Annotated in this window: 23 protein-coding genes; 19 read left to right on the top strand and 4 right to left on the bottom strand. The window is 65.2% G+C overall.

The annotated features are described in order from the left end of the window. Window position 1 precedes the first annotated feature (1 nt). The 18 genes from gspF to BLV18_RS00130 all read left to right on the top strand — a co-directional run bounded on the left by gspF (window position 2) and on the right by BLV18_RS00130 (window position 17,382). The gene (gspF, locus tag BLV18_RS00215) at window positions 2–1,204 is read left to right on the top strand and encodes a type II secretion system inner membrane protein GspF (protein WP_090355232.1); all 1,203 of its coding nucleotides are present in this window, start codon (window positions 2–4) and stop codon (window positions 1,202–1,204) included. A 10-nt stretch (window positions 1,205–1,214) separates the two neighbouring features. After that, window positions 1,215–1,640 (top strand): type II secretion system major pseudopilin GspG, encoded by a 426-nt coding sequence (gspG, locus tag BLV18_RS00210; RefSeq protein WP_090355230.1) that lies wholly within the window; start codon window positions 1,215–1,217, stop codon window positions 1,638–1,640. Between the two features lie 2 nt (window positions 1,641–1,642). After that, on the top strand, window positions 1,643–2,080 hold the full coding sequence (locus BLV18_RS00205; protein WP_049861602.1) for a GspH/FimT family pseudopilin: 438 nt from the start codon (window positions 1,643–1,645) through the stop codon (window positions 2,078–2,080). After that, complete coding sequence (locus BLV18_RS00200; protein WP_090355227.1) at window positions 2,077–2,445, top strand: prepilin-type N-terminal cleavage/methylation domain-containing protein; 369 nt, start codon at window positions 2,077–2,079, stop codon at window positions 2,443–2,445. The genes BLV18_RS00205 and BLV18_RS00200 overlap by 4 nt, the downstream gene beginning before the upstream one ends. Then, window positions 2,442–3,065, top strand: coding sequence for a type II secretion system protein GspJ (locus tag BLV18_RS00195; RefSeq protein WP_090355224.1), 624 nt, complete (start codon window positions 2,442–2,444; stop codon window positions 3,063–3,065). The genes BLV18_RS00200 and BLV18_RS00195 overlap by 4 nt, the downstream gene beginning before the upstream one ends. A 14-nt stretch (window positions 3,066–3,079) precedes the next feature. Next, complete coding sequence (locus BLV18_RS00190; protein WP_090355221.1) at window positions 3,080–3,802, top strand: type II secretion system protein GspK; 723 nt, start codon at window positions 3,080–3,082, stop codon at window positions 3,800–3,802. Beyond that, entirely contained in the window at window positions 3,799–4,830 is a 1,032-nt protein-coding gene (locus BLV18_RS00185; RefSeq protein WP_090355218.1) for a type II secretion system protein GspL, read from the top strand. The genes BLV18_RS00190 and BLV18_RS00185 overlap by 4 nt, the downstream gene beginning before the upstream one ends. Further along, window positions 4,820–5,440 (top strand): type II secretion system protein GspM, encoded by a 621-nt coding sequence (gene gspM, locus BLV18_RS00180; RefSeq protein ID WP_090355216.1) that lies wholly within the window; start codon window positions 4,820–4,822, stop codon window positions 5,438–5,440. The genes BLV18_RS00185 and gspM overlap by 11 nt, the downstream gene beginning before the upstream one ends. Next, window positions 5,437–5,952, top strand: coding sequence for a DNA utilization family protein (locus BLV18_RS00175; RefSeq protein ID WP_090355213.1), 516 nt, complete (start codon window positions 5,437–5,439; stop codon window positions 5,950–5,952). The genes gspM and BLV18_RS00175 overlap by 4 nt, the downstream gene beginning before the upstream one ends. Further along, the gene (gspD, locus tag BLV18_RS00170; RefSeq protein WP_090355210.1) at window positions 5,949–8,219 is read left to right on the top strand and encodes a type II secretion system secretin GspD; all 2,271 of its coding nucleotides are present in this window, start codon (window positions 5,949–5,951) and stop codon (window positions 8,217–8,219) included. Before BLV18_RS00175 ends, gspD begins: the two co-directional genes overlap by 4 nt. Before the next feature lie 225 nt (window positions 8,220–8,444). Continuing rightward, complete coding sequence (locus BLV18_RS00165; RefSeq protein WP_090355208.1) at window positions 8,445–9,497, top strand: ABC transporter substrate-binding protein; 1,053 nt, start codon at window positions 8,445–8,447, stop codon at window positions 9,495–9,497. 284 nt (window positions 9,498–9,781) lie between these two features. After that, window positions 9,782–10,702 carry an ABC transporter permease gene (locus tag BLV18_RS00160; protein WP_090355205.1) on the top strand — a complete coding sequence of 307 codons (921 nt, stop codon included), beginning with the start codon at window positions 9,782–9,784 and terminating at the stop codon, window positions 10,700–10,702. Further along, complete coding sequence (locus tag BLV18_RS00155; RefSeq protein ID WP_090355203.1) at window positions 10,702–11,499, top strand: ABC transporter permease; 798 nt, start codon at window positions 10,702–10,704, stop codon at window positions 11,497–11,499. Before BLV18_RS00160 ends, BLV18_RS00155 begins: the two co-directional genes overlap by 1 nt. 240 nt (window positions 11,500–11,739) lie before the next feature. Further along, complete coding sequence (locus BLV18_RS00150) at window positions 11,740–13,200, top strand: NAD-dependent succinate-semialdehyde dehydrogenase (protein ID WP_090355200.1); 1,461 nt, start codon at window positions 11,740–11,742, stop codon at window positions 13,198–13,200. A gap of 151 nt (window positions 13,201–13,351) precedes the next feature. Continuing rightward, entirely contained in the window at window positions 13,352–14,440 is a 1,089-nt protein-coding gene (locus BLV18_RS00145; protein WP_056844544.1) for an ABC transporter ATP-binding protein, read from the top strand. 277 nt (window positions 14,441–14,717) lie between these two features. After that, window positions 14,718–16,010 (top strand): 4-aminobutyrate--2-oxoglutarate transaminase, encoded by a 1,293-nt coding sequence (gene gabT, locus BLV18_RS00140; protein ID WP_090355198.1) that lies wholly within the window; start codon window positions 14,718–14,720, stop codon window positions 16,008–16,010. 155 nt (window positions 16,011–16,165) lie between these two features. Next, complete coding sequence (locus BLV18_RS00135) at window positions 16,166–16,852, top strand: HAD family hydrolase (RefSeq protein ID WP_090355195.1); 687 nt, start codon at window positions 16,166–16,168, stop codon at window positions 16,850–16,852. A 38-nt stretch (window positions 16,853–16,890) separates the two neighbouring features. Next, a complete protein-coding gene (locus tag BLV18_RS00130) occupies window positions 16,891–17,382 on the top strand; it encodes an Lrp/AsnC family transcriptional regulator (RefSeq protein ID WP_043191751.1) in 492 nt (163 codons plus the stop codon). Between the two features lie 72 nt (window positions 17,383–17,454). On the opposite strand, the gene BLV18_RS00125 is transcribed toward BLV18_RS00130, so the two are convergent. From BLV18_RS00125 to BLV18_RS00110, 4 genes are all read right to left on the bottom strand, one after another. Next, entirely contained in the window at window positions 17,455–18,165 is a 711-nt protein-coding gene (locus tag BLV18_RS00125) for a cupin domain-containing protein (RefSeq protein WP_090355192.1), read from the bottom strand. Between the two features lie 30 nt (window positions 18,166–18,195). Continuing rightward, a complete protein-coding gene (locus tag BLV18_RS00120; protein ID WP_167375899.1) occupies window positions 18,196–19,479 on the bottom strand; it encodes an NAD(P)/FAD-dependent oxidoreductase in 1,284 nt (427 codons plus the stop codon). Window positions 19,480–19,525: 46 nt separating this feature from the next. Continuing rightward, entirely contained in the window at window positions 19,526–20,230 is a 705-nt protein-coding gene (locus BLV18_RS00115; protein WP_049861587.1) for an HAD-IA family hydrolase, read from the bottom strand. A gap of 139 nt (window positions 20,231–20,369) precedes the next feature. Further along, complete coding sequence (locus BLV18_RS00110; protein ID WP_056844549.1) at window positions 20,370–21,317, bottom strand: LysR family transcriptional regulator; 948 nt, start codon at window positions 21,315–21,317, stop codon at window positions 20,370–20,372. A 430-nt stretch (window positions 21,318–21,747) separates the two neighbouring features. On the opposite strand from BLV18_RS00110, the gene BLV18_RS00105 reads away from it, so the two are divergent. Then, window positions 21,748–23,175, top strand: a complete 1,428-nt coding sequence (locus BLV18_RS00105) for an aldehyde dehydrogenase family protein (RefSeq protein ID WP_090355189.1) — start codon at window positions 21,748–21,750, stop codon at window positions 23,173–23,175. The last annotated feature ends 5 nt before the right edge of the window (window positions 23,176–23,180 follow it).

The following is a 23,180-nucleotide window of genomic DNA, read 5'->3' as shown; positions in this document are numbered from 1 at the left end:
CATGGCCTATTTCAAGTACCGGGCAGTGGACGCCGACGGCACCAGCCGTCAAGGCAGCCTGGAAGCCAGCGATCGCGATGCCGCCGCACGGGTACTGCAACAGCGTGGGCTGTTGCTGCTGAGTCTGGACAGCGATGTTCAGGCCAGCCTTGGCGGTACGCGCCAGCGCGGTGTCATGAATGCCGCCGCGCTGGTCGGCTTTACCCAGCAACTGGCAACGCTGCTCGGGGCGGGGCAACCGCTGGAGCGTTCGTTGGGCATCCTGTTGAAACAGGCTGGCGAACCTCGGCGCCGGGCCCTGCTGGAGCGTGTGCGCGAGCAGGTCAAGGCCGGCAAGCCGTTGAGCCAGGCGCTGGAAGAGGAACACGGACAGTTCTCCAGTCTTTACCTGAGCATGGTGCGCGCCGGGGAAGCAGGCGGCTCGCTGGAGCACACCCTGCACCAGTTGGCCGACTACCTGGAGCGCAGCCAGAAAGTGCGTGGCGAAGTGATCAACGCGCTGATCTATCCGATTTTCCTGGTGGTCGGCGTGCTCGGCTCGCTGGCCTTGCTGCTGGCCTATGTGGTGCCGCAGTTCGTGCCCATCTTCCGCGACCTGGGCGTGCCCATTCCTCTGATCACCCAGGCGATCCTTGGCCTGGGTGAATTTCTGAGCGGCTATGGGCTGCTCCTGCTCGCCGCCCTGGTGGCGCTGGTCTGGGGTGTTGCCGTGGCGCGACGCAATCCCCAGCGGCGCCAGCGACACGACCGTCGTGTGCTGTCGGTCAAGGTGCTGGGCCCGTTGCTGCAACGCATCGAAGTCGCGCGGCTGGCGCGAACCCTGGGCACCTTGCTGAACAACGGCGTGGCCTTGCTGCAGGCCATGACCATCGTGCGCCAGGTGTGCGGCAACCATGCCTTGCGCGAACAGGTGGAACAGGCCACGCAATGGGTCAAGGGCGGCGGCACTTTGGCGCAGGCCTTCGGCGAGCAGCCGCTGCTGCCGGAGCTGGCCTTGCAGATGATCGAGGTGGGCGAACAGTCCGGCAACCTCGACACCATGCTGCTCAAGGTGGCCGACGTGTTCGACGTCGAGGCCAAGCGTGGCATCGACCGCTTGCTGGCCGCCCTGGTGCCCAGCCTGACCGTGGTGATGGCGGTGATGGTGGCGGTGATCATGCTCGCCATCATGCTGCCGCTGATGAGTCTTACCAGTAACATTTGAGGAAACTGCGATGTCCCGATTCAACTCTGCCCGCGGCACCCGCCAGGGCGGTTTCACCCTGTTGGAAATGCTCGCGGTGATCGTCCTGCTGGGCATCGTCGCCACCATCGTGGTGCGCCAGGTCGGCGGCAATGTCGACAAGGGCAAGTACGGTGCCGGCAAGGCCCAGCTCGCCAGCCTGGGAATGAAAATCGAGAGCTACGGCCTGGACGTCGGCTCGCCGCCGGCGAATCTGCAGCAGTTGGTGAGCAAGCCGGCCAACGCCGTCGGCTGGGCCGGCCCCTATGCCAAGCCGTCGGACCTCAAGGATCCATTCGGCCACCCCTTCGCCTACCGCTACCCCGGCGAGCATGGCAGCTTCGACCTGATTTTCCTCGGCCAGGACGGCCAGCCCGGCGGTGACGGCTACAAGGCCGACATCGGCAACTGGCAGTAAGCATGAACCGCCCGCGCAGCCACCGTGGTTTCACCCTGTTCGAACTGCTGGTGGTGATCGTGCTGATCGGCATCGCCATCGGCCTGGTCGGCTTCGGCGTCGGCCGTGGCCTGCACGCGGCCAGCGAGCGACGCGCGCTGAGTGAAGTGGTGCAGTCGCTGCGGGCCGCCAGGGTGCAGGCCATCGTCACCGGCCAGCCGGCGCGGACCCGCTTCGACCTGAACGCCGGGCGCTTCCAGGGGCCGCGCGAGCCGGTCCGGCAATTGCCCGGTGACATGCACGTGCAGTTGCAGACTGCCGACGGGCTGGGGCCGGCCTTCGAGTTCTACCCCGATGGCGGCGCCAGCGGTGGGCACCTGCTGCTGGCACGCGATGACAAACGCTGGCGCGTGGACATCAATTGGCTGACCGGCAACGTTCAGTTGCGCAGCCTCAATTGATCGGCCAGCGCGGTTTCACCCTGCTGGAAATGCTCGCGGCGCTGCTGATACTGGCGCTGTGCAGCACGGTGCTGGTGTTGGCTTTCGGCAACAGCGCCCGCGCCCTGCAGCAGGCCCAGCGCAGCGATGAGCTGAGCCTGGCGGCGCGCTCGATTCTTGACGAAGCCAGCGCGGGCCAATTGCAGGCAGGCAGCACCGAAGGGCGCTGGAGTGGCCTGCCTTGGCGGCTGGCCATCAGCGCCCTGCCCGCCGGTGAGGCGCCGGTAGACGTCTGGCGCCTGGATCTACGGGTCGGTCAGGGTGCCCGTCAGGCTGAATACAGCACGCTGCAGGTGCGCAGCCGCGCCAGTGGCGCCAATCGATGAAAGCGCGCAGCCATGGTTTCACCCTGCTCGAAGTGCTGGTGGTATTGAGCCTGCTGGGCGTGCTGCTGAGCCTGATCGCAGGCGCCATCCTGGGCGCCAACCGCGCCATGGCCAAGGCCGAGCGCTACAGCATGGCCCTGGACGAAGTACGTGCCGGCCAGAACTTTCTGCGCACGGCGCTGGGGCAGGCCCTGCCACTGGCGGCGGGTGCCGGGCAGAGCGCGCTGGAAGGGCAGCCCGCCGAGGCGATTTTCGAAGGCGACGGACAGCACGTGCGTTTCTATGCACCGCTGTCGCCCAGCCTGGGAGGCGGCGTGTATCGCCACAGTCTGGAACTGGCGGGCCAGCGCTTGCAACTCACGCTGGCACGGTTGCAAGGGCAGACCTTGCAACCCCACGGCGAGCCACAGGTGTTGCTCCATCGGGTGCAGACGCTGCAGTTGAGCTATCGCGGCCTGACGCCGCAAGGCCAGCCCACCGGCTGGCTGGACCACTGGCCATGGCCCAGCCGCTTGCCGCGCGGGGTACGCATCGATGTCCGGTTGGCAGGGCCAGTGCCTTGGCCGCTGCAAAGCGTGAACCTGCGTCTGGACCTGTCCGGCGAGGCTGGTGCGCTGTGACGGCGCGAAGTGGGATGCGTCGTCAGCGCGGCGTGGCACTGCTGCTGGTGCTATGGGTGCTGGCATTGCTCAGCGCTCTGCTGGCCGGCCTGGTGGGCTGGGTGCACCTGCAGAACCGCCAGGCGCTGTGGCAACGCCAGCATACCCAGGCGTTGCTGGCCGCCGAAGCGGGTGTGGGCATGGCGGTGGTGGCGCAACTGCAGCGCGATCCGCAACGGCACTGGCTGGCCGATGGGCAAGCCCACGCCTTGAGCTTCAACGGTGCGCAACTGGCGGTCAGCCTGCGCAGCGAGCAAGGCAAGCTGGACCTCAACGCCGGTTCCGCCGAACAGATCGCACGGCTGTTGCAGGCCGCCGGCGCCAGCGCCGAGCAGGCGCGTCAGCTGGCCCGAGCGCTGGAAGAGCGCCGGGGCGATGGCCATGCACCGTTGCGCATGCTCGAAGAACTGCGCGCGATACCGGGCATGGACCAGTCGCTGTACCGGCGCGCTGCGCCCTACCTGACCCTGTGGAGCGGCCTGCCGAGCCCCGAACCACGCCTGGCGGCGCCATGGCTGCGCCGCGCACTGGACCTGCCACAGGGCGGGCCGATGGGCGAAGACGCCGGGCCCATCGTCACGATCCGCAGCCAGGCGACGCTGCCGGGTGGTTACACCACGACGCTGCGCGTCACCCTGTTACTCAACCCATCGAAGGAGGGGGCACGACCTTACCGGGTCCTGCGCTGGCAAGAATGAAGCAACGACTCACACAACGCCTGGCGCCGCTGCAGGCACGCTTGCACAGCCAGTGGCGCGCATCGCCGGCCCCTGGGCTGTGGCGGGCATGGCTGCACGAATTGCGCCAGTCGCTGCCCGCCCGCTGGCGCGATCGGTTGCTGCCGCAGGTGAGCGAGCGCTCGATTCGCTGGCCCTTGTCAGAGCCTCTCGACAGCGCTCCGGGCGAGCGCCTGGTGCTGCTGCTGCCCGCCGACACGGTGATGGCCCAGACCCTGCAATTGCCCTTGGCAGCCATTCGCGACCTGCACAGCGTGGTGGGTTTCGAGCTGGACAAGTACACGCCCTTCCCCCGCGAGCGCATGCACTACGTGGCGCGCCTGCAAAGCCGGGGCAAGACCCAGGCGCAGGTGTTGCTGGTGGCCATCGTGCAGGAGCGTCTGACGCAGATGCTGGATCAGTGTCGCGACCGTGGCCTGACGTTCGTGGCCGTGGACGGCCTGGACCGTGCCGGTCAGCCTCTGGGCGTCGACCTGTTGCCAGCGGATCGCCGCCCCCCTCGCTCCGGACATGACCGCCTGACCCGCTACCTGGCGCTGGGGTGCGTGGCTTTGACCCTGGCCTGCATGCTGCTGTGGCTGGACGCCCGCAGCGACCGCCTGGCCAGCATGCAGGACAGCGTGGCCGCCCAGCGCGAGCAGGTGCAGCAAGTGCAGGCGTTGCGTCAGGAGCTGGCCAACACCCAGGGCGCTGCGCGCTATCTGGCGCAGCAGAAAGCCGCAAAGCCGACCCTGACCAGCGTGCTGGTGGACCTGACCGGTTGCCTGGGTGCCGACACCTGGATCGAGCAGTTGGAAATCGCCGAGGACGGCACGCTTTCCATCAGCGGGCAGAGCGCCAAGGCCAGCACCTTGATCACCCGGGTCAAAGCCTGCCAGACCCTGGTCGATGCGCGATTCCAGGGCATCATCCAACCCGACGAAAAAACCGCCAAGGAGCGTTTTTCGCTGCGCGCCCAGTTGCGCAAGGAGCCTGCCGATGCGCCGTGAATTCACACCACGCGAACGCCGCGGCGCCGCCTGGATAGCCCTTGCCGCGGTGCTGTGGCTGGCCTGGTACCTGTTGGTACAGAGCTGGTTCCTGGACCCCTTGGCCGCGATCGAAGAACAGGCCGATACCTTGCGCCAGCAGCAACAGCGCTACGCCGGCGTGCTGGCCGAGCGCGATGACCTGCAACAGCGCCTGCAGGCCGCGCGGCGCGATCCGTCCAGCCGCAGCAGCCTGCTGCCGGGCACCGACCCCAGCGCCGTGGCCGCCGACCTGATGCAACGCAGCCTCGACCTGGTCAAGGCCCATGCCGACCAAGGCCCGGGCTGCCAGGTGACACAGCGCATGCCCATCACCCCGGAGCAGGACACGGCCGAGCCGTACCGCCAGGTCAAAGTCAGCCTCACCCTGGAGTGCGCGCTGGAACCCCTGACCCGGCTGTTGCGGGATCTGGAGTACGGCCAGCCCTTCCTGTTCGTCGACAACCTGAGCGTTCGCCGCACCAGCACGGCGCCCTCGGTCGGCGGCGCGGGGCGTCTGCGCGTGCACCTGCTGCTGCGCGGCTATCTGCAACCGGCGCCGGTAACCCTGGCCAAGGAGCCTGCGACATGAAGCTGGGTAGCGTAGGCCTGACCCTGCTGGCGACGGCGGCGGTGCTGATCGGCGTGGCCAGCAGCCTGTTGCTGGGCGCCGGCCGGACCGTCGACTGGCTGCCCGCCAGCCATCCCCATGAACAACCGCCCGCCGCCAAGCCCGTCAGCCTGGCGGCGCTGCCTGAAAACACCTTGGCCCTGACCTGGCAGCAATCGATGTTCAGCCCCGACCGCAAGCCCGATGCGGCCACCGGCAAGAGCCAGGCCACCTCCCTGGCCGGCATCCGCCTGAGCGGCGTGATCATCGACGGTCAGGCCCAGTGGGCGCTGCTGCGCCTGGCCAACCAGCGCACGCTCAAGCTGGCCGTGGGCAGCACGCTGGACAACGGCTGGACGCTGACCAGCGTCACGCCACAAACCGCCACCTTCCTGCATCAGGGCCAGAGCCAACAGCTGAGCCTTCCCGTGCTACGCCTTCCGCCGCCATCGAAGGCCCCCGCCATCACCCTTCCAAACGTAACCACACCATGAACGATCGCTACCCTGAACTCTCCCGTCTGCGCAGCCCCTTGCTGTGCCTGGCCACCGCCGTCGCCCTTGCGGGCTGCGCCTCCACCCCCGAGCCTTTCGAAAACGACCCGGCGCTGATGCAGGAAGCATTGAACGGCACCGGTTCGCAACGCACGGCGATGGTCGATCCGCCTGCAGCCACCGCAAGCCCGACGACGCCAGCGGCCACTACTGCCGCGCGCCGTCAGATCACGCGGGGCAATCAGACGTTCGTCCGCGGCCCTGCGCCGGCGGCCAATACGCCCAAGGGGACCGCGCAAACCAGTGGCGACATCGTGTTCAACTTCACCGACCAGCCCATCGAGGCGGTGATCAACAGCGTGATGGGCGACCTGCTGCACGAGAACTACAGCATCGCCCAGGGTGTGAAGGGCAACGTCAGCTTTTCCACCTCACAACCGGTGAACAAGCAGCAGGCGCTGTCGATTCTGGAGACCCTGCTGTCCTGGACCGACAACGCCATGATTCGCCAGGGCGACCGCTACGTCATCCTGCCGTCGAACCAGGCCGTGGCCGGCAAGCTGGTGCCGCAGATGCCCGTGTCCAAGCCGTCCAGCGGGCTGTCGGCGCGTCTGTTCCCGCTGCGCTATATCTCGGCCACCGAGATGCAGAAACTGCTCAAGCCGTTCGCCCGCGACAACGCCTTCCTGCTGGTGGACCCGGCGCGCAACGTGCTGAGCCTGGCGGGTACCCCGGATGAGCTGGCCAATTACCAGGACACCATCGACACCTTCGATGTGGACTGGCTCAAGGGCATGTCCATCGGCGTCTATGGCCTGCAACGGGCCACCGTGGGCGAGCTGATGCCCGAACTGCAGAAGATGTTCGGCCCCGACAGCGGTATGCCGCTGGCAGGCATGGTGCGTTTCCTGCCCATCGAGCGGACCAATTCGGTGGTGGCGATTTCCTCGCAGCCGCAGTACCTGAGCGAAGTCGGTGACTGGATTCACACTATCGACGAGGGCGGCGGCAACGAGCCGCAGATGTACGTCTACGACGTGCGCAACATGAAGGCCACGGACCTGGCCAAGTACCTGCGGCAGATCTACGGCAACGGCCAGATCAAGGACGACAGCGCCGCCAAGGTGGCGCCGGGGCTGCGCACGCGCTCGCTGTCGTCACTCAACGGTAACGGCGGCATGGGCGGCACTGCGTCCACCGGCATGGGCGGCATGGGTCAGGGCCAGGGCAACGGCAACCTGCAGAGCCAGGTGCAGGACGGCGAGGAGGACAGCGGCGAAGAAGGTATGGACGAAACCACCGACGAGGGTGGTCTGGAAGGCGGCACTGCCGGTGCCGAATCGGGTACGGCCAAGAGCCTGGATGAAAGCACTCGCATCACGGCGCAAAAAAGCAGCAACCAGTTGCTGATCCGCACCCGTCCGGCGCAGTGGGCCGAGATCGAAGCGGCGATAAAGCGCCTGGACAATGCGCCGATGCAGGTGCAGATCGAGACGCGCATCCTGGAAGTCAGCCTCAGCGGCGAGCTGGATCTGGGCGTGCAGTGGTACCTGGGCCGGCTGGCGGGCAACTCCGGCAGCACCACCGTGGCCAACACCGCAGGCAGCCAGGGCGCGCTGGGCGGCGGTGGTGCCGGGCTGGGCGCCGCCGATTCGCTGTTCTACTCGTTCGTCAGCAGCAACCTGCAGTTTGCCCTGCATGCCCTGGAAACCAGCGGCCGTACCCAGGTGCTGTCGGCGCCTTCGCTGGTGGTGATGAACAATCAGCAGGCACAGATCCAGGTCGGCGACAACATCCCGATCAGCCAGACCACGGTCAATACCAACACCTCGGACACTACCCTGAGCAGTGTGGAATACATCCAGACCGGGGTAATTCTCGACGTGGTGCCGCGGATCAATCCCGGTGGCCTGGTGTACATGGACATCCAGCAGCAGGTCAGCGATGCCGACAATAACGGCAGTGCGGACAGCAATGGCAACCCGCGGATTTCCACGCGCTCGGTGTCCACCCAGGTCGCGGTGCAGAGCGGGCAGACGGTGCTGCTCGGCGGGCTGATCAAGCAGGACAACAGCGATACCGTCTCGGCCGTGCCTTACCTGGGCCGGGTGCCCGGCTTGCGCTGGCTGTTCGGCAACACCAGCAAGAGCAAGAACCGCACGGAGCTGATCGTGCTGATCACGCCCAGGGTCGTCACCAGCAACAGTCAGGCACGCCAGGTGACGGACGATTACCGCCAGCAATTGCAGCTGATCAAACCGCTGTAGCAACAGAACCAGCCGGGTGGTGGCCCGGCTGGCGGGCGTGCTGCCACCGCGCTGCAGAATGTGCTGCGCAGCCCTGCGTTTTTGCAATAAAACGCTTCCTCGACGCGAATTTGTGACCGTTTGCAGTACAGCGTTACCGGTAAATTGGATACCCAAGGTCCTGCAGAGCGACCGCATGACAACCGTCTCGCGCCTCCAACCTGCCAACTTTCGGGAGTCCTGTACATGACATCGATGACGCTGCGCGCATTCAAACTGACCGGCCTGGCTTTGCTGGTCGGCGCCTTCGGGCAGGCCTGGGCCGAGGACATCACCTTCGTATCCCAGGGCGGCGCCTACCAGGAAGCCCAGAGCAAGGCGATCCTGGAGCCGGCGGCCAAGAAGCTGGGCCTGACCCTCAAGCAGGACAGTTCGCCCAAGGCCTACCCGATCATCAAGACTCAGGTGGAAAGCGGCAAGGTCAGCTGGGACGTGGTCGACCTGCCCACCGGCGACTGCCTGCGCGGCGAAGCCGAAGGCCTGTTCGAAAAGCTCGACCCAGCGTTGATCCCCAATGCCGCGCAGCTTCCGGCGGAGCTAAAAGACGACTACACCGTGGGCTACATCAGCTACTCGACCGTGCTGGCCTACCGCACCGATGCCTTCAAGGGCGAAAACGTCCCCAAGACCTGGGCGGATTTCTGGGACACCAAGAAGTTTCCCGGACAACGCTCGCTGCGCAACCTGCCGCGCCCTACCCTCGAAATTGCCCTGATGGCTGACGGTGTGGCGCCCGACAAACTGTATCCGCTGGACGTGGAGCGCGCCTTCAAGAAACTCGAGGAAATCAAACCGCATATCGCCACCTGGTGGACCTCGGGCGGGCAGTCGGCGCAGCTGATCAGCGATGGTGAAGTGGACATGATCCAGGCCTGGAATGGCCGCATCACGGCCGTGCAGGCCGACGGTGCGCCGGTGGCGTTCGACTACAACCAGGGCGTGCTGGAAACCAACTCGCTGTGCGTGCTCAAGGGCACACCGCACAAGGCGGCGGCGATGAAGTTCGTCAACGAGGCCATCGATGCCAAGTTGCAGGCAGCCCTGCCGATGATCATCGACTACGGCCCGCTGAACCCGGAAGCCTTCAAGACCGGCACCATTCCCGCCGAGCGCGCGGCCAAGCTGCCGTCGTCGCCGCAGAACATCTCCCGTCAGGCACTGCTGTCGGCGAAGTGGTGGGCGTCCCAGGAAGGGGTGAAGGCTGAAGAGCGCTGGCTCTCGTTTGTGCAGAAGAAGTAGCGGTGCCAGGGCGGGCCTCTTCGCGGGCAGAGGGCTCGCCGCCCGCCCCGCTCCCACAGACAGCGTGCGTGCTTTTGTGGGAGCGGGTCTCTGCCCGCGAAGGGGCCAACGCAGTTGCTGCTGTCGCCCGCCCTCAATACGAAACAAACCACTTGCGCGCGGGCCGTTTAAGCCCGCTTCGTTCTTTGGCTTGTCGGTACATTGAACCCTGAGGGTCGCCCTGACCGACCGACAACAAGCTGCTTGCGCTGGTCCACCGGCGCTCGGCCGTGAGGAATCGTTCCATGTCCAACGCCTATCTCGCCAAATCCCTGCCCGACGCCCACCGTGAGCCACCGGCAAGCAATGCCGATGCCCTGGTACGCGAGGAGCGTCGGGAAAACACCTCGATGTTGCTGCTGCTCGCCCCGGCGTTGTTCATGGTGGTGGTGCTGCTGATCCTGCCGATGTGCTGGCTGGCGTTCCAGTCGGTGCAGACCGAAGAAGGCTTCTCGCTGGCCAACTACGCGCGCATCTTCGAAGAACGCATCTACTGGGACACCTTCTACCTGACGTTCAAGATCAGCCTGATCGTGACCCTGTTGTCCATCGTCATGGGCTTTCCCATCGCCTACGCCGCCTCGCGCCTGCATGGCTTCTGGGCCAACCTGATTCTGATCTGCGTGATCCTGCCGTTCTGGACCAGCGTGCTGGTGCGCTCCTACGCCTGGCTGGTGTTGCTGCAACGGCGCGGCGTGGTCAATCAGACACTGCTGGACCTGGGCATCATCGACCAGCCGTTGAACATGATGCACAACACCACCGGCACGGTGATCGGCACCCTGCACGTGATGCTGCCGTTCATGGTGCTGCCGCTGTATTCGGTGATGAAGAAGATCCCGCAAGACCTGATGCAGGCCTCCGAGAGCCTGGGGGCGAAACCCTTCTACACCTTTCGTCGGGTGTTCCTGCCCATGGCCGCGCCCGGTGTGATGGCCGGTTCCATCCTGGTCTTCGTGATCTGCCTGGGCTTCTTCATCACCCCTGAACTGCTGGGCGGTGGCCGCACCATCCTGGTGTCGATGCTGGTGCAGCGCAACGTCGAGCTCTATCACGCCTGGGGCGCCGCGAGTGCGGTGGGCCTGGTGCTGTTGTTCGTGGTGTTCCTGATCTTCTGGGGCATCAACCGCTTCATCCCCATCGAACGCATCCTGGGAGCACGCTGATGAATACGCTTGCCTACCTGCGCCAGCTCCGCCTGTCGCACGTGCTGTTCACCGTGCTGGTCGCGGCGATTCTGCTGTACCTGATCGTGCCGGTGCTGATCGTGGTGCCGATGTCGTTCTCCGAGGCGCGCTTTCTGCAGTTCCCGCCCAAGGAATGGTCGCTGCGCTGGTATGAAGCCTTCTTCCAGAGCGCCGAGTGGATGTCGGCGGCGCGGGTCAGCCTGATCACCGCGGTGGTGACCACGGCGGTCAGCCTGCCGATCGGCATGGCCGTGGCCTACGCCATCAACAACTCGAGCCTGAAGGTGATTCGCACCCTGCAGATCGTGTTGCTGCTGCCCATGATGGTGCCGATCATCCTGATCGCGGCGGGGGTGTTTTTCGTCTACGCGCGGGTAGGGCTGATCAGTTCGCTGACCGGCCTGGTGCTGGCGCACATCATGCTGGCCCTGCCCTACGTGATCATCGCCCTGCTGGCCGGGCTGCGCAATTTCGACATGTCCCAGGAAATGGTCGCGCGCAGCCTGGGCATGAACCGCTTTCGCGCGTTCATGGCGGTGACCTTGCCGCAGATCAAGCCCAGCGTGATCTCGGCAACTCTGTTCGCGTTCATCACGTCGCTGGATGAAACGGTGGTGGCGCTGTTCATCTCCGGGGGCGACAACCAGACCCTGACCAAGCGCATGTTCACCGCATTGCGCGACGAGATCGACCCGACGATCGCGGCGATCAGCTCGATCCTGATCCTGGCGTCGCTGATTCTGGTGGTGGTGGCTGGGCGGAACAAGCAGGGGTGACTGATCCGGCCTCTTCGCGGGCAGAGCCCGCTCCCACATGAACCGCGCTTTATTGGAGATCCTTTGTGGGAGCGGGCTCTGCCCGCGAAGAGGCCAGCACTGACACCCCCCAGCACAGCCTGCCGCCACCCCACCGCAATTCAGCATCCACGCCCCGCCGCGTGCCCCATCTCGGCATCGGCCACTGCGCGGACATTTCTACACTAGGTCCATCGTTCGGACTGCAAAGGCACCCTGATCATGTTGAAGCATTCACTGCGTGACCCTTCCCTGCTCGTCGAGCAGGCCTACGCCAACGGCCAGTGGATCAATGCCGATGACGGCGCCACCCTGGCGGTGACCAACCCCGCCGATGGCAGCACCATCGCCCACGTCCCGGCCCTGCAGGGCGCCGAAACCCAACGCGCGATCGCGGCGGCCGAAGCCTGTTTCGCCACCTGGCGCGAAGCGCCGGCGGCCGAGCGCGCCAAGCTCCTGGAAAAGTGGTACCAGCTGATCATGGACAACCAGGAAGACCTGGCGCTGATCATGACCGCCGAACAAGGCAAGCCCCTGACCGAGTCGCGCGGCGAAATCGCCTACGGCGCCAGTTTTGTCAAATGGTTCGCCGAGGAAGCCCGGCGCATCTACGGCGACACCATTCCTTCACCCACCGCCGACCGCCGCATTCTGGTGCTCAAGCAACCGATCGGCGTGGTCGCGGCGATCACCCCGTGGAATTTCCCCAATGCCATGATCACCCGCAAGTGCGCCCCGGCCCTGGCCGCCGGTTGCCCGGTGCTGGTCAAGCCCTCGGAGATGACCCCGCTGTCGGCCCTGGCCCTGGCGGTGCTGGCCGAGCGCGCGGGCATTCCGGCGGGGGTGTTCAACGTGCTCACCGGCCTGCCGGCAGGCGTGGGCGGCGAAATGACCAGCAACCCGGCCGTGCGCAAGCTGTCGTTCACCGGTTCCACCCGCGTGGGCCAACTGTTGATGAGCCAGTGCGCCTCGACCATCAAGCGCCTGAGCCTGGAACTGGGCGGCAACGCGCCGTTCATCGTGTTCGACGACGCCGACCTGGACCTGGCCATCGCCGGGGTCATGCAGAGCAAGTTTCGCAACGCCGGGCAGACCTGCGTGTGCGCCAATCGCATCCTGGTGCAGGACGGCATCTATGCCCGTTTCGCCGAACGCCTGAAGGCGGCCGTGGCCGAGCTGAAAGTTGGCGATGGTCTGGCCGAAGGGGTGACCATCGGCCCATTGATCAATGCCGCGGCGGTGGACAAGGTGGCGCGCCACATCGGCGACGCGGTGGAAAAAGGCGCCACCGTGGCCATCGGCGGGTTGCCGCAAAACGATGGCCTGTACGTACAGCCCACGGTGTTGCTGGAGGCCAACGCCGACATGCTGCTGGCCGGTGAGGAAACCTTCGGCCCGGTGGCGCCGCTGTTCCGCTTCCATACCGAAGAAGAAGCCCTGGCACTGGCCAACGCCACGCCCTACGGCCTGGGCGCCTACTACTTCACCCAGGACATGCGTCGGGCCTGGCGCGTGGGCGAGCGCCTGGAGTTCGGCATGGTGGGCTTGAACACCGGGATCATTTCCATGGAGGTGGCGCCGTTCGGCGGCATGAAGCAATCGGGTACCGGCCGCGAGGGTTCCAAGTACGGCCTGGATGAATTCCTCGAAGTGAAGGCCTGGCATATCGGCGGGTTGGGGTGAAGGCGGGGTGTCATGACGGGCCTCATTCGCGGGCAGAGACCCGCTCCCACAGACAGCGTGCGCGCTTTTGTGGGAGCGGGTCTCTGCCCGCGAAGAGGCCGCCCCTGACACCCTCCCGAAACGACATTCTTGATCTCTTGGAGCACCACAGATGAATTTCACTGAAGGTTTCGAATCGGTCAGCGTCAACCAGGTCAGCAAGCACTACGGCAGCCTCAAGGCGCTGGACAACGTCAACCTCAAGGTCGAAGCCGGCGAGTTCATGTCGTTGCTCGGCCCGTCGGGCTCAGGCAAGACCACTTTGCTGAGCATCCTGGGCGGCTTCATCCGGGTCAGCTCTGGCAACATCCTGTTCGGCGAGCGCAACGTCACCCTGATGCCGCCGCACAAGCGCGAGATCGGCGTGGTGTTTCAGAACTACGCCCTGTTTCCGCACATGACCGTGGGCGAGAACGTGGCCTTCCCGTTGCGCGCCCGCGGCGAAAGCGCGAGCAAGAGCCGCGACCGGGTCAAGCAGGCGCTGGCCACGGTCGAACTGGGCGGCTACGAAGAGCGTTCGATCGCAGCGCTTTCCGGCGGCCAGCGCCAGCGCGTGGCCCTGGCCCGGGCCATCGTCTTCGAGCCCAAACTGATTTTGATGGACGAGCCGCTGTCGGCCCTGGACAAGCAGCTGCGCGAAACCATGCAGATCGAATTGCGCGCCCTGCACAAGCGCCTGGGCGCGACCATGATCTACGTGACCCACGATCAGCGTGAAGCGCTGACCATGAGCGACCGCATCGCCATCATGCGCGGCGGGCAACTGGTCCAGGTCGACACCCCTCGCCGCCTGCACGATCACCCTTCGGACGACTTCGTCGCCAGCTTCATCGGTGAAAGCACCCTGGTGCCTTTGCAACGCGGCGCGGACAACGGCTTGACCCTGGGCGCCACGCCGCTGCGCACTACCCGGCCGGTCCCGGCTTCGGGCGATGTGTTCCTGGCGCTGCAATCGGAAAAGCTGCTGCTGGACAGCGCCAGCGCCGGGCCTGAGTGGAACCGCTTGAGCGGGCGGGTCGCCGACATCGTCTTTCAGGGCGAAAGCCTGAAGGTTTTCGTCGACCTGGACGGCGGCCCAACGGTCAGCCTGCGCCAGCCCAGCCACCACGAAGGCAACCTGAGCCTGCCACCGATCGGCTCGCCGATGCTGATGCGCCTGCACCCCGAAGACACCATCGTAGTGCCCCGCGCCGGGGTTTGAGGAGTTCAGTGCTGGCTCCTTCGGGCAGAGGACTCGCCGCCCGCCCCGCTCCCACAGTTGTGCAGGTCCTTGTGGGAGCGGGCTCTGCCCGCGAAGAGGCCCTCATTGACACCCCTCCACCCCACCACCCAAACAACCCAAACAACCGAATCTACCGCCCCACCCGCAAAAAACAGGCAAACACCCCACCACAGCCCGCAACTTCGGTGCTTGTGATTAGCGCCACTCCTTATCCTGATCACATCACCCGCCATGCTCGGCGCTCACGGAGATCGAGATGAATTCTGCACTGACCGAAAATCAACGCCTGCTTGCCCTGCGCGAACAACACGTTCCCCGTGGCATCGCCACCGCCCACCCGGTAGTCGCCGCGCGCGCCCAGGGCGCCGAGTTGTGGGACGTGGACAACAAGCGCTTTCTGGATTTCGTCGGCGGCATCGGCGTGCTCAATGTAGGCCACAATCACCCGGCCGTGGTCGAGGCGGTGCGTCAGCAGGTGGGTAAGGTGTCCCATGTCAGCTTCCAGGTGGCGGCCTACGAGACCTACATCGACGTGGCGGCGCGGCTCAATGCCCTGATTGGCGGGGATGAGCACTACAAAACGGTGCTGTTCACGTCCGGCGCCGAAGCGGTGGAAAACGCCATCAAGATCGCCCGCAGCCACACCAACCGGCCGGCGGTGATTTCGTTCCGCGGGGGCTTCCACGGCCGCACCCTGCTGGGCGTGACCCTGACCGGCATGAGCCAACCCTACAAACAGAACTTCGGCCCGTTCCCGGCGGAGATCTATCACGCCAGTTACCCCAATGCCTACCGCGGCATCAGCAGCGAGGACGCCCTGGCGCAGTTGCACGAACTGTTCGCCAGCGACGTGGCACCGGATCGCGTGGCGGCGATCCTGATCGAGCCGGTGCAGGGCGACGGCGGTTTTCTGGCCGCGCCGGTCGAATTCCTCCAGGCGCTGCGCGCGTTGTGCACGCAACATGGCATCGTCCTGATCGCCGATGAGATCCAGGCCGGTTTCGGTCGTACGGGGAAAATGTTCGGCTTCCAGCATGCCGGTATCCAGCCGGATCTGGTCACCGTGGCCAAGTCCCTGGCCGGTGGCATGCCGCTGTCGGGCGTGGTCGGTCGGGCCGAGATGATGGATGCACCGACCCCAGGCGGTTTGGGCGGGACCTATGGGGGTAACGCCGTGGCCTGCGCGGCGGCACTGGCGGTGCTGGACCTGTTCGAACGTGAGGACCTGCTGGCCCAGGGCGAGCAACGCGCGTTGCAATTGCGCGAGGGCCTGCTGGCATTGCAGAAACGTTACCCGCGCATCGGTGAAGTGCGTGGCCTGGGCTTCATGCTGGCGATCGAGATGGTCAAGGACGATGCCGCGCACAGCCCGGATGTCGACCTCACCCAACGCGTCATCGACGAGGCGCGCCATGCGGGGCTGCTGGTGATCAAGTGTGGTTTGTACCGTAACGTGGTGCGTTTCCTGGCGCCGCTGGTGACCACCGAGGAGCAGGTGGCAGAGGCCTTGCAGATGCTCGACAAGGCATTGGCAAAAGCCGGGGCCTGATCGACGCGAGCCTTTTGGCCTCAGCCCGCGAAGAAGGCGCCGCGGTTTTTCTCATACGCCGCAGCAACCTCTTCGCGGCCACGGACCGCTCCTACGCCGGAAAAGCTGTAGAAGTCTGCAGGGAAGCCACTCATACCGTCGCTCGGGAGCCAATCATGAAAGTAACACAGTACAAGGCGCTGGGGTTCTCCTATGCCACCCTGGTCGACCGTGAACGGGGCATTCTCGAAGGTCTGCGACCCTTGTCGGTGCAGAGCCGCACGCCCAGCAGCGACGAGCAACTGCTTGACGCCTATCGCGAGATCGCCCAGGAGCTGGGCCAGGCGGGCGGCAACGCCAGTGCCAGCGCTTTCCACGGCCAGCTGTACCAACGCATGGCGCACCGATTGCATGTGATTCCCGGCTGGGATGAAAGTGTTGCCTTCGGTAGCTCGTCAGCCCATTGGCCGATCTTCGAAGACGCCCCCGGTGCCCTGCAATACCTGAGCAAGTTCTACCGGTTGATACTGATCGCCCCACCCCAGGGCATCGATGTCGGCGCCCTGACCCAACGTTTGCCGGTGGCATTCGATGCGGTCATCGAGCCTTGCAACGATGCCTGGCACAGCAGCCTCGCCAGCGAGCTGCAGCGCCTGGACCTGGAGCGTTCGCAGCTACTGCCGGTGCGCAGTACCGAAACGGATGACCCATGGAACCTGCGTGTGGATTTTCCGGTGTGCACCCTGCATCGCGATCATCGCCAGCCATGGAATCTTTCGGCCCAGGCTCTGGACGGCAAGCGCTGTGAGTACGCCAGCCTTGCGGACCTCGCCCATGCCCATCAAACGGCATTGCACGCCTGAGGCCCACGTTCATGTTCTGACTTGACGAGGTCCACCCCATGGATGCTGCAACGAAACTGGATCGCATCGACATCAATATCCTGGTGCAACTGCAGAAAGACGGGCGCATGACCAACGTCAGCCTCGCCGAAGCGGTGGGCCTGTCACCCAGCCCCTGCCTGCAACGGGTCAAGCGCCTGGAATCGGCGGGCTACATCAGTGGCTACGAAGCGCACGTCAATCTGGCCAAGTTCGCCAGCTCCGTCACGGTGTTCACCGAGGTGACTCTGTCGGACCACAAGCGCGCCGATTTCGTGAAGTTCGAATCCAGCATCCGCAACATCGACGAGGTGCTCGAATGCCATTTGATCAGCGGTGGGTATGACTACCTGGTGCGGTTCCTGTGCAGCAGCATCCAGCACTACCAGGAATTGATGGAGTCGATCCTCGACAAGAACATCGGCATCGACAAGTATTTCAGCTACATCGTCATCAAGAGCCCGGTGCTCAAGAGCGCCGTGCCGTTGCGCAGTCTGGTGCGGGCGGTTTGACAGCCGCACCGCCAGCCAGCACACCAATCCCCTGTAACAGCGGCGCAAGCCGCGTCCGCTGGTCCCACCGTCTCAACTCAATATGCAAAACACCTTGCGCACCGTCTGCGTGCTGGCCCAGGCATTGGTCGCGCCTGCCGGCACTATCACGACCTCCCCTGCGCTCACCGTGCACGCCACGCCCTGCTCGGGCGTGAGGGTCATGGCGCCTTCCAGGATGAACATCAGCTCGCTGTAGCCTGGCTGCACCTGCTTGCGCGCATAGGCCTCGCACTGCCACAGACCAATGCGCAGATTGGCCGCGCTGAACAGCGTTTCGCTCCAGGCCTTGGGGGTCGGCGTGAGCAGCACGGTGGGTGCCGGTGGATCGCTGGGCGGCAGTGACTGGGTAAAGTCGATCTTCAGCGGCGCGTTCGGCATGTCGTTGCTCGGCGGCAAACCGGGAAAGGCCATGAACAGGCGGCGCAACTGCCCCCGATGCTGCCAGCGCACCGCCACGCCACGGGGCACCACGAAACAATCGCCGGCCTTCAACCGCAGGTCGAAACCCTCGCCTTGCAGGGTCAGCTCGCCAGCTTCTACGATCCCCAACTCGACCCAGGGAAAGTCTTCGATCAAGAGGTTGGCGCCGACACTGGTCGAGGCACCCACGGCATAACCCGTGCGCGGATCATGAAAATGCACGGTACGCCCGGCCGCCAGTGGGTCGTCCTGCAAGGCAAAGGCTGCCAGGGGCAATTGGCGGTCCGCAGGAGGTTGTGAGTAATGCAGGATCGGGGGCATAAGGCTCGTCTTGGCAATGAGGTTCGCGGCTCAGCGGCCGATGGCATCCAGCAGTTGTTGCCAACCGGCGGCCAGGCGTACACCGGGCGCGCGGAAGGCATGCAGGGGAATGGGTTTGAAGGTATCGCCCGCCAGCAGCCCCAGCTGCACCGGCTCGCCGGCAGTCATGGCCGCCAGTTGCTTGCCCATGTAGGTGGACATCGCCACACCGCCGCCGTTGTAGCCGATGGCGTAGAAGCTGCGCGGGTCCAGCTGACCGGCGTGAGGCAGGTAATCGAGGGTCATGGCCACCAGGCCCGACCAGCGAAACGTCACGGGCTGGTCACGCAGAATCGGGAACACCACGCCCATGCTGCGTTGCAGGGTGGCGAAGGCACTGTCCGAGTCGTTCTTGCCGAACGCACCGCGGCCACCGAAGATCAGCCGGTCGCCAACCACGCGGAACCAGCGCAGCATGCGCTTGGTGTCGCCACAGACCTGACCGCCGGGCATGAGTCTGGCCAGTACGTCGGCGGGCAGTGGTGCGGTGGCGATGATGGCGCTGCGAAACGGGATCAGTCGTCGATGCAGGGTGTCGGTCGCGGCGCTCTGGTCGGAATAGCCATTGGTGGCACACACCACCTGTTTGGCACTGACCCGACCCTGAGGCGTTTGCACGATCACCCGGTCAGCCTCTTGGCGAACCTGCAACGCCGGGCTGTTGATGAACATCTTCACGCCCCGTTCGTGCAGGCTGTTGGCCATGCCACGGGCGTAGTTGAGGGGGTGAATGCCGCCCGCCTTCGGCGTCAGCAGCCCACCGTGAAAAATGCTCGATCCGGTCATTTCCTGCACCTGGGCGGCATCGATCATCCGTGACGACTCGCCGCCGGTTTCGCGCTTGATCCACTCGGCGGTGTTGCGCAGCCCGGTCAGGGCAAGCTCGTTGTGGGCCGCGGCGATGTGCCCACCCATGTGCAGTTGGGCGTCTTCGATGCCCAGGCTTTCGACCATTTCCACCAGGCTGTCCACAGCGGCATAGCCGGTGCGGTACATGTGCAACGCCGTGTCACGGTCGAAGCGTTGCATCAGGGTCGCAAAGCCGACCCGAAACTTGGGCGACACCACGCCGCCGTTCCGGCCGCTGGCCCCCCAGGCCAGGGTATTGGCTTCCAGAATCAACGGCTCGCGACCGCTCAGGGCAATGTGATGCGCCGCCGAGAGCCCGGTATAGCCGGCGCCGACGATCACCACGTCGCACTGCCGGTCGCCCTGCAGCGCTTGCAGTGCCGGCCCCGGTCGGGCGGTGGCCGCCCACAAACTCTTCACAGTCATAGCCGGTTTCCACGAGAGGCGGCGCTCCAGATGAGCGCCGCGGTTGTCAGCCCAGTTCCTGCTCGACCGCGTCGGCCAGTTGCGCCAGCGAGGTGAAGTGGTAATGCGGCTTGGTGTGCTCGGATTCCAGGGTGCCGCCGCTGCCTTTCTGCGCGTGGCGACGCTCGATCCAGCAGGTCTGGTAGCCCAGACGCATGGCCACGCCGATGTCGTGGTACTGGCTCTGGGCGACGTGAAGAATCTCTTCGAAGACGATGCCTTGCGTGGCCAGTACGCCACGGGTGTAGGCGAAGAACTGCGGATCGGGCTTCTCGAAGCGCACGTCGTCGACCGTCACCCGCACATCGAAGGGCTCGTCGAGGGTCTTGGCCATGTGGTTCAGGGCCCAGATCTGCGAATTGGTGGTGGCCACCAGCTTGAAGTGCTTGTGCAGACGCTTGAGCGCTTCGACCGAGTCCGGGAAGGCGGGGAAGTTTTCCACGGCCAGTGCCAGGCCGCGGGCATATTCGTCGTTGTCCGGCAGGCCGAGCTTGCCGGCGATCAGGTGGTAGCAGCGCTCCAGGTCGTCCGGCCACCAACCCGAATCGGGCATGGCACGGGCTTCGCGGTAGGCCTTGAGAATGTCGTCGTCGCTGCACGCCTTGCCCGCTTCACCGGCCACTTCGCGCACGTGGTTGAGAATGCCGGCTTCGAAATCGATCAGGGTGCCGACAACATCGAACGTCAGGGCTTTGAACTGCTTGAATGACATAGGGCGCTCCGCAGGATGAACCAAGGGAAGGTGCTGGGTGTGGTTCAATTATCAGCCGGGTGAATCGCCATATGTTCTGTTTTGTCCTTACCTGAGGGCATAACCTACCGTTTTTCCCGCGATCGCGGCATACCTGGGTTCAGGAGGCCTCGGCGATCTTTCCGGCCAGGTCCAGCTGAGGATAAAGCAGGTCGATTCGCGCGATGTCAGCCTGCATCTCTTCGATGATCCACTGGCGCACGCTGTCGACGATCGGCCGGCTGGGACGGTTGGCCGGGGTCACCAGGCAGCAGCGCCGGGCACTGACGGTCACCGCATCGCCCACCGGCAGCAGTTGTCCGTTGGCCAGGCAGTGCGACACCACGTTGAGCCAACCCAGTGCCATACCCTGACCGAGCAAAGCCGCCTGCACGACCACGGCATAATCGGAAAACACCAGGGCACTGTCGATACGCCCGCCGTGGTCGAAAGGCGCGGCCCAGGCGCGGTCCTGGTTGTCCATGTGGATCAGCGCCGGGGCTGCACTTTTGCCCTTGCCGCCCGGCACTGCGGAGCGGTACTGGGGGCTGCACACAGGCAGGGTGATTTCCGGCAGAACCAGGCTGTCTGCGGCTTTGACGCTGCCGACGTCGAGGTAGCGCATGCCCAGGTCGACATCCATCAACGGCCCGCCGATGCGCCCGGACATCAGCTGGTAGCGCATGTCCACCGAAGGAAAACGTTCGCTGAAACGGCTCATGCGCGGCATCAGCCAGTGAGTGGTGAACGCAGTGGACACCGACAGGGTGATGGTCTCCATACCCGTGGCGCGGGCGGAGATTTCGCTGATGGCCGATTCGATGGTGTCGAAGCCTTCCTGGACCCGGCGATAGAGAATGGTCCCGCTTTCGGTGAGCCGCGCGCCGCCACGGACACGCTCGAACAGCTGCACCCCGAGATGATCTTCCAACCGCGAAAGCATGCGGCTGACCGCAGGCTGACTGACGCACAGCTCGTCGGCCGCCCGGGTAAAACTGCCGCAACGCGCCGCCGCCTCGAAAACGAACAAGGAGCCGGAACTGGGCAGCTTTCTACGAAGATTGGACATGACCTGAGTTTATGCCTGGGAAAACTATTAGTAAATTGCCGCGACACTGAAACCCTTCCTATCCTGACACGTCGGCGACGCGTGCGGTCTGTCAGACAAACCGCACAACCCCAACCAAGTGCGCGGTCCCCTGTAGCAGCGGCGCAAGCCGCGTCGGCGACACACACGGTATGCCTGACACACCGCACACCCCCGGACGTGGCTCGCGCCGCTGCTACAGGGGTGATGCAAGCCGCGTCGGCGGCACACACGGTATGCCTGACGCACCGCACACCCCCGGACGCGTGCGCTGTCCCTGTAGCAGCGGCGCAAGCCGCGTCGGCGGCACATACGGTATGCCTGACACACCGCACAACCCCGGGCGCGGCTCGCGCCGCTGCTACGGGTACGCAGGGGCATCGGTTTTTTTCATCATGGGTGGAGAGCGATTTTGGACAACGCGTTGAAGTTCTATATAGACGGTCGCTGGGTCGAGCCCTCCGGCGCGCGGCGCCTGGCGGTGATCAACCCGGCCACCGAGCAGGCCTTTGCCGAAATCGCCTTGGGTGAGCAGGCTGATGTCGATGCAGCCGTTGCGGCGGCGCGGCGGGCCTTTGCCGAGTTTGCCTTTACCACTCCAGCCGAGCGCAAGGCGCTGCTCGAACGAATTCTCGAGTCGTTCATGGCCCGCTACGACGACATCGCCGCCGCCATCATGCAGGAAGTCGGCGCGCCGCAGGCCCTGGCCCATGACTGGCAGGCCGGCATCGGCAAGCGGCACTTGGAGCAGATGCTGCGTACCCTGGACAGCTTCGAGTTTCGCAAGAGCCGCGGCACCACGCTGATCAACCAAGAACCCGTTGGCGTGGTGGCCTTGATCACCCCCTGGAACTGGCCGATCAACCAGATCGCCTGCAAAGTGGCACCCGCCTTGGCAGCCGGCTGCACCCTGGTCCTCAAACCCAGCGAAATCGCGCCGATCAACGCACTCATTTTCGCTGAAGTGATGCACGACGCCGGAGTGCCCGCGGGTGTGTTCAACCTGATCAATGGCGACGGCCCCACTGTGGGTGCCGCCATGGCGTGTCATCCGGACGTGGACATGGTCTCGTTCACCGGCTCGACCCGGGCCGGCGTGGAAGTGGCGCGCCTGGCCGCGCCGACGGTCAAGCGCGTGCATCAGGAACTGGGCGGTAAGTCAGCGAACATCCTGCTCGACGATGTGGACCTGCAGGCGGCCGTGACGGCGGGGGTCAACGGCTGTTTCGGCAACAGCGGCCAGTCCTGCAACGCACCGACACGCATGCTGGTGCCCGCCGCGCTGCACGATCGCGCCGTGGCCATCGCTCGCCAGGCGGCATCGACCCATCGAGTCGGCGCGCCCGACGATCCTTCGACAACCCTGGGCCCGGTCATCAGCGAGCGGCAATACCGGGCGATCCAGCGGATGATCGCCATCGGCATCGACGAAGGCGCGCAGTTGGTGTGCGGCGGCCTGGGCCGGCCAGCCGGTCTGGGCACTGGCTACTACGTGCAGCCGACGATCTTCGCCGGGGTGGATGCGCAGATGACCATTGCCCGCGAAGAGATCTTCGGCCCGGTGCTGGTGATCCAGCCGTATGCCGATGAACAGGACGCGGTGCGCATGGCCAATGACAGCGTGTTCGGGCTGGCGGCGCACGTACAGTCAGCGAGCCTGGAGCGCGCTCGCCAGGTGGCCTTGCAGATGCGCGCCGGGAGTGTCTACATCAACTACCCCAGCTGGGATCCCGCAGCCCCATTCGGGGGTTACAAGCAGTCCGGCAATGGCCGCGAATATGCCGAGTGGGGCCTGGAAGCGTTTCTGGAGGTGAAGGGAATCGTCGGCTGGGGGGCCTGAAACAC

It is taken from the genome of Pseudomonas coleopterorum (assembly GCF_900105555.1).
In the GTDB taxonomy this organism is placed as follows: domain Bacteria; phylum Pseudomonadota; class Gammaproteobacteria; order Pseudomonadales; family Pseudomonadaceae; genus Aquipseudomonas; species Aquipseudomonas coleopterorum.
This window is presented reverse-complemented; position numbering and strand designations above follow the sequence as displayed.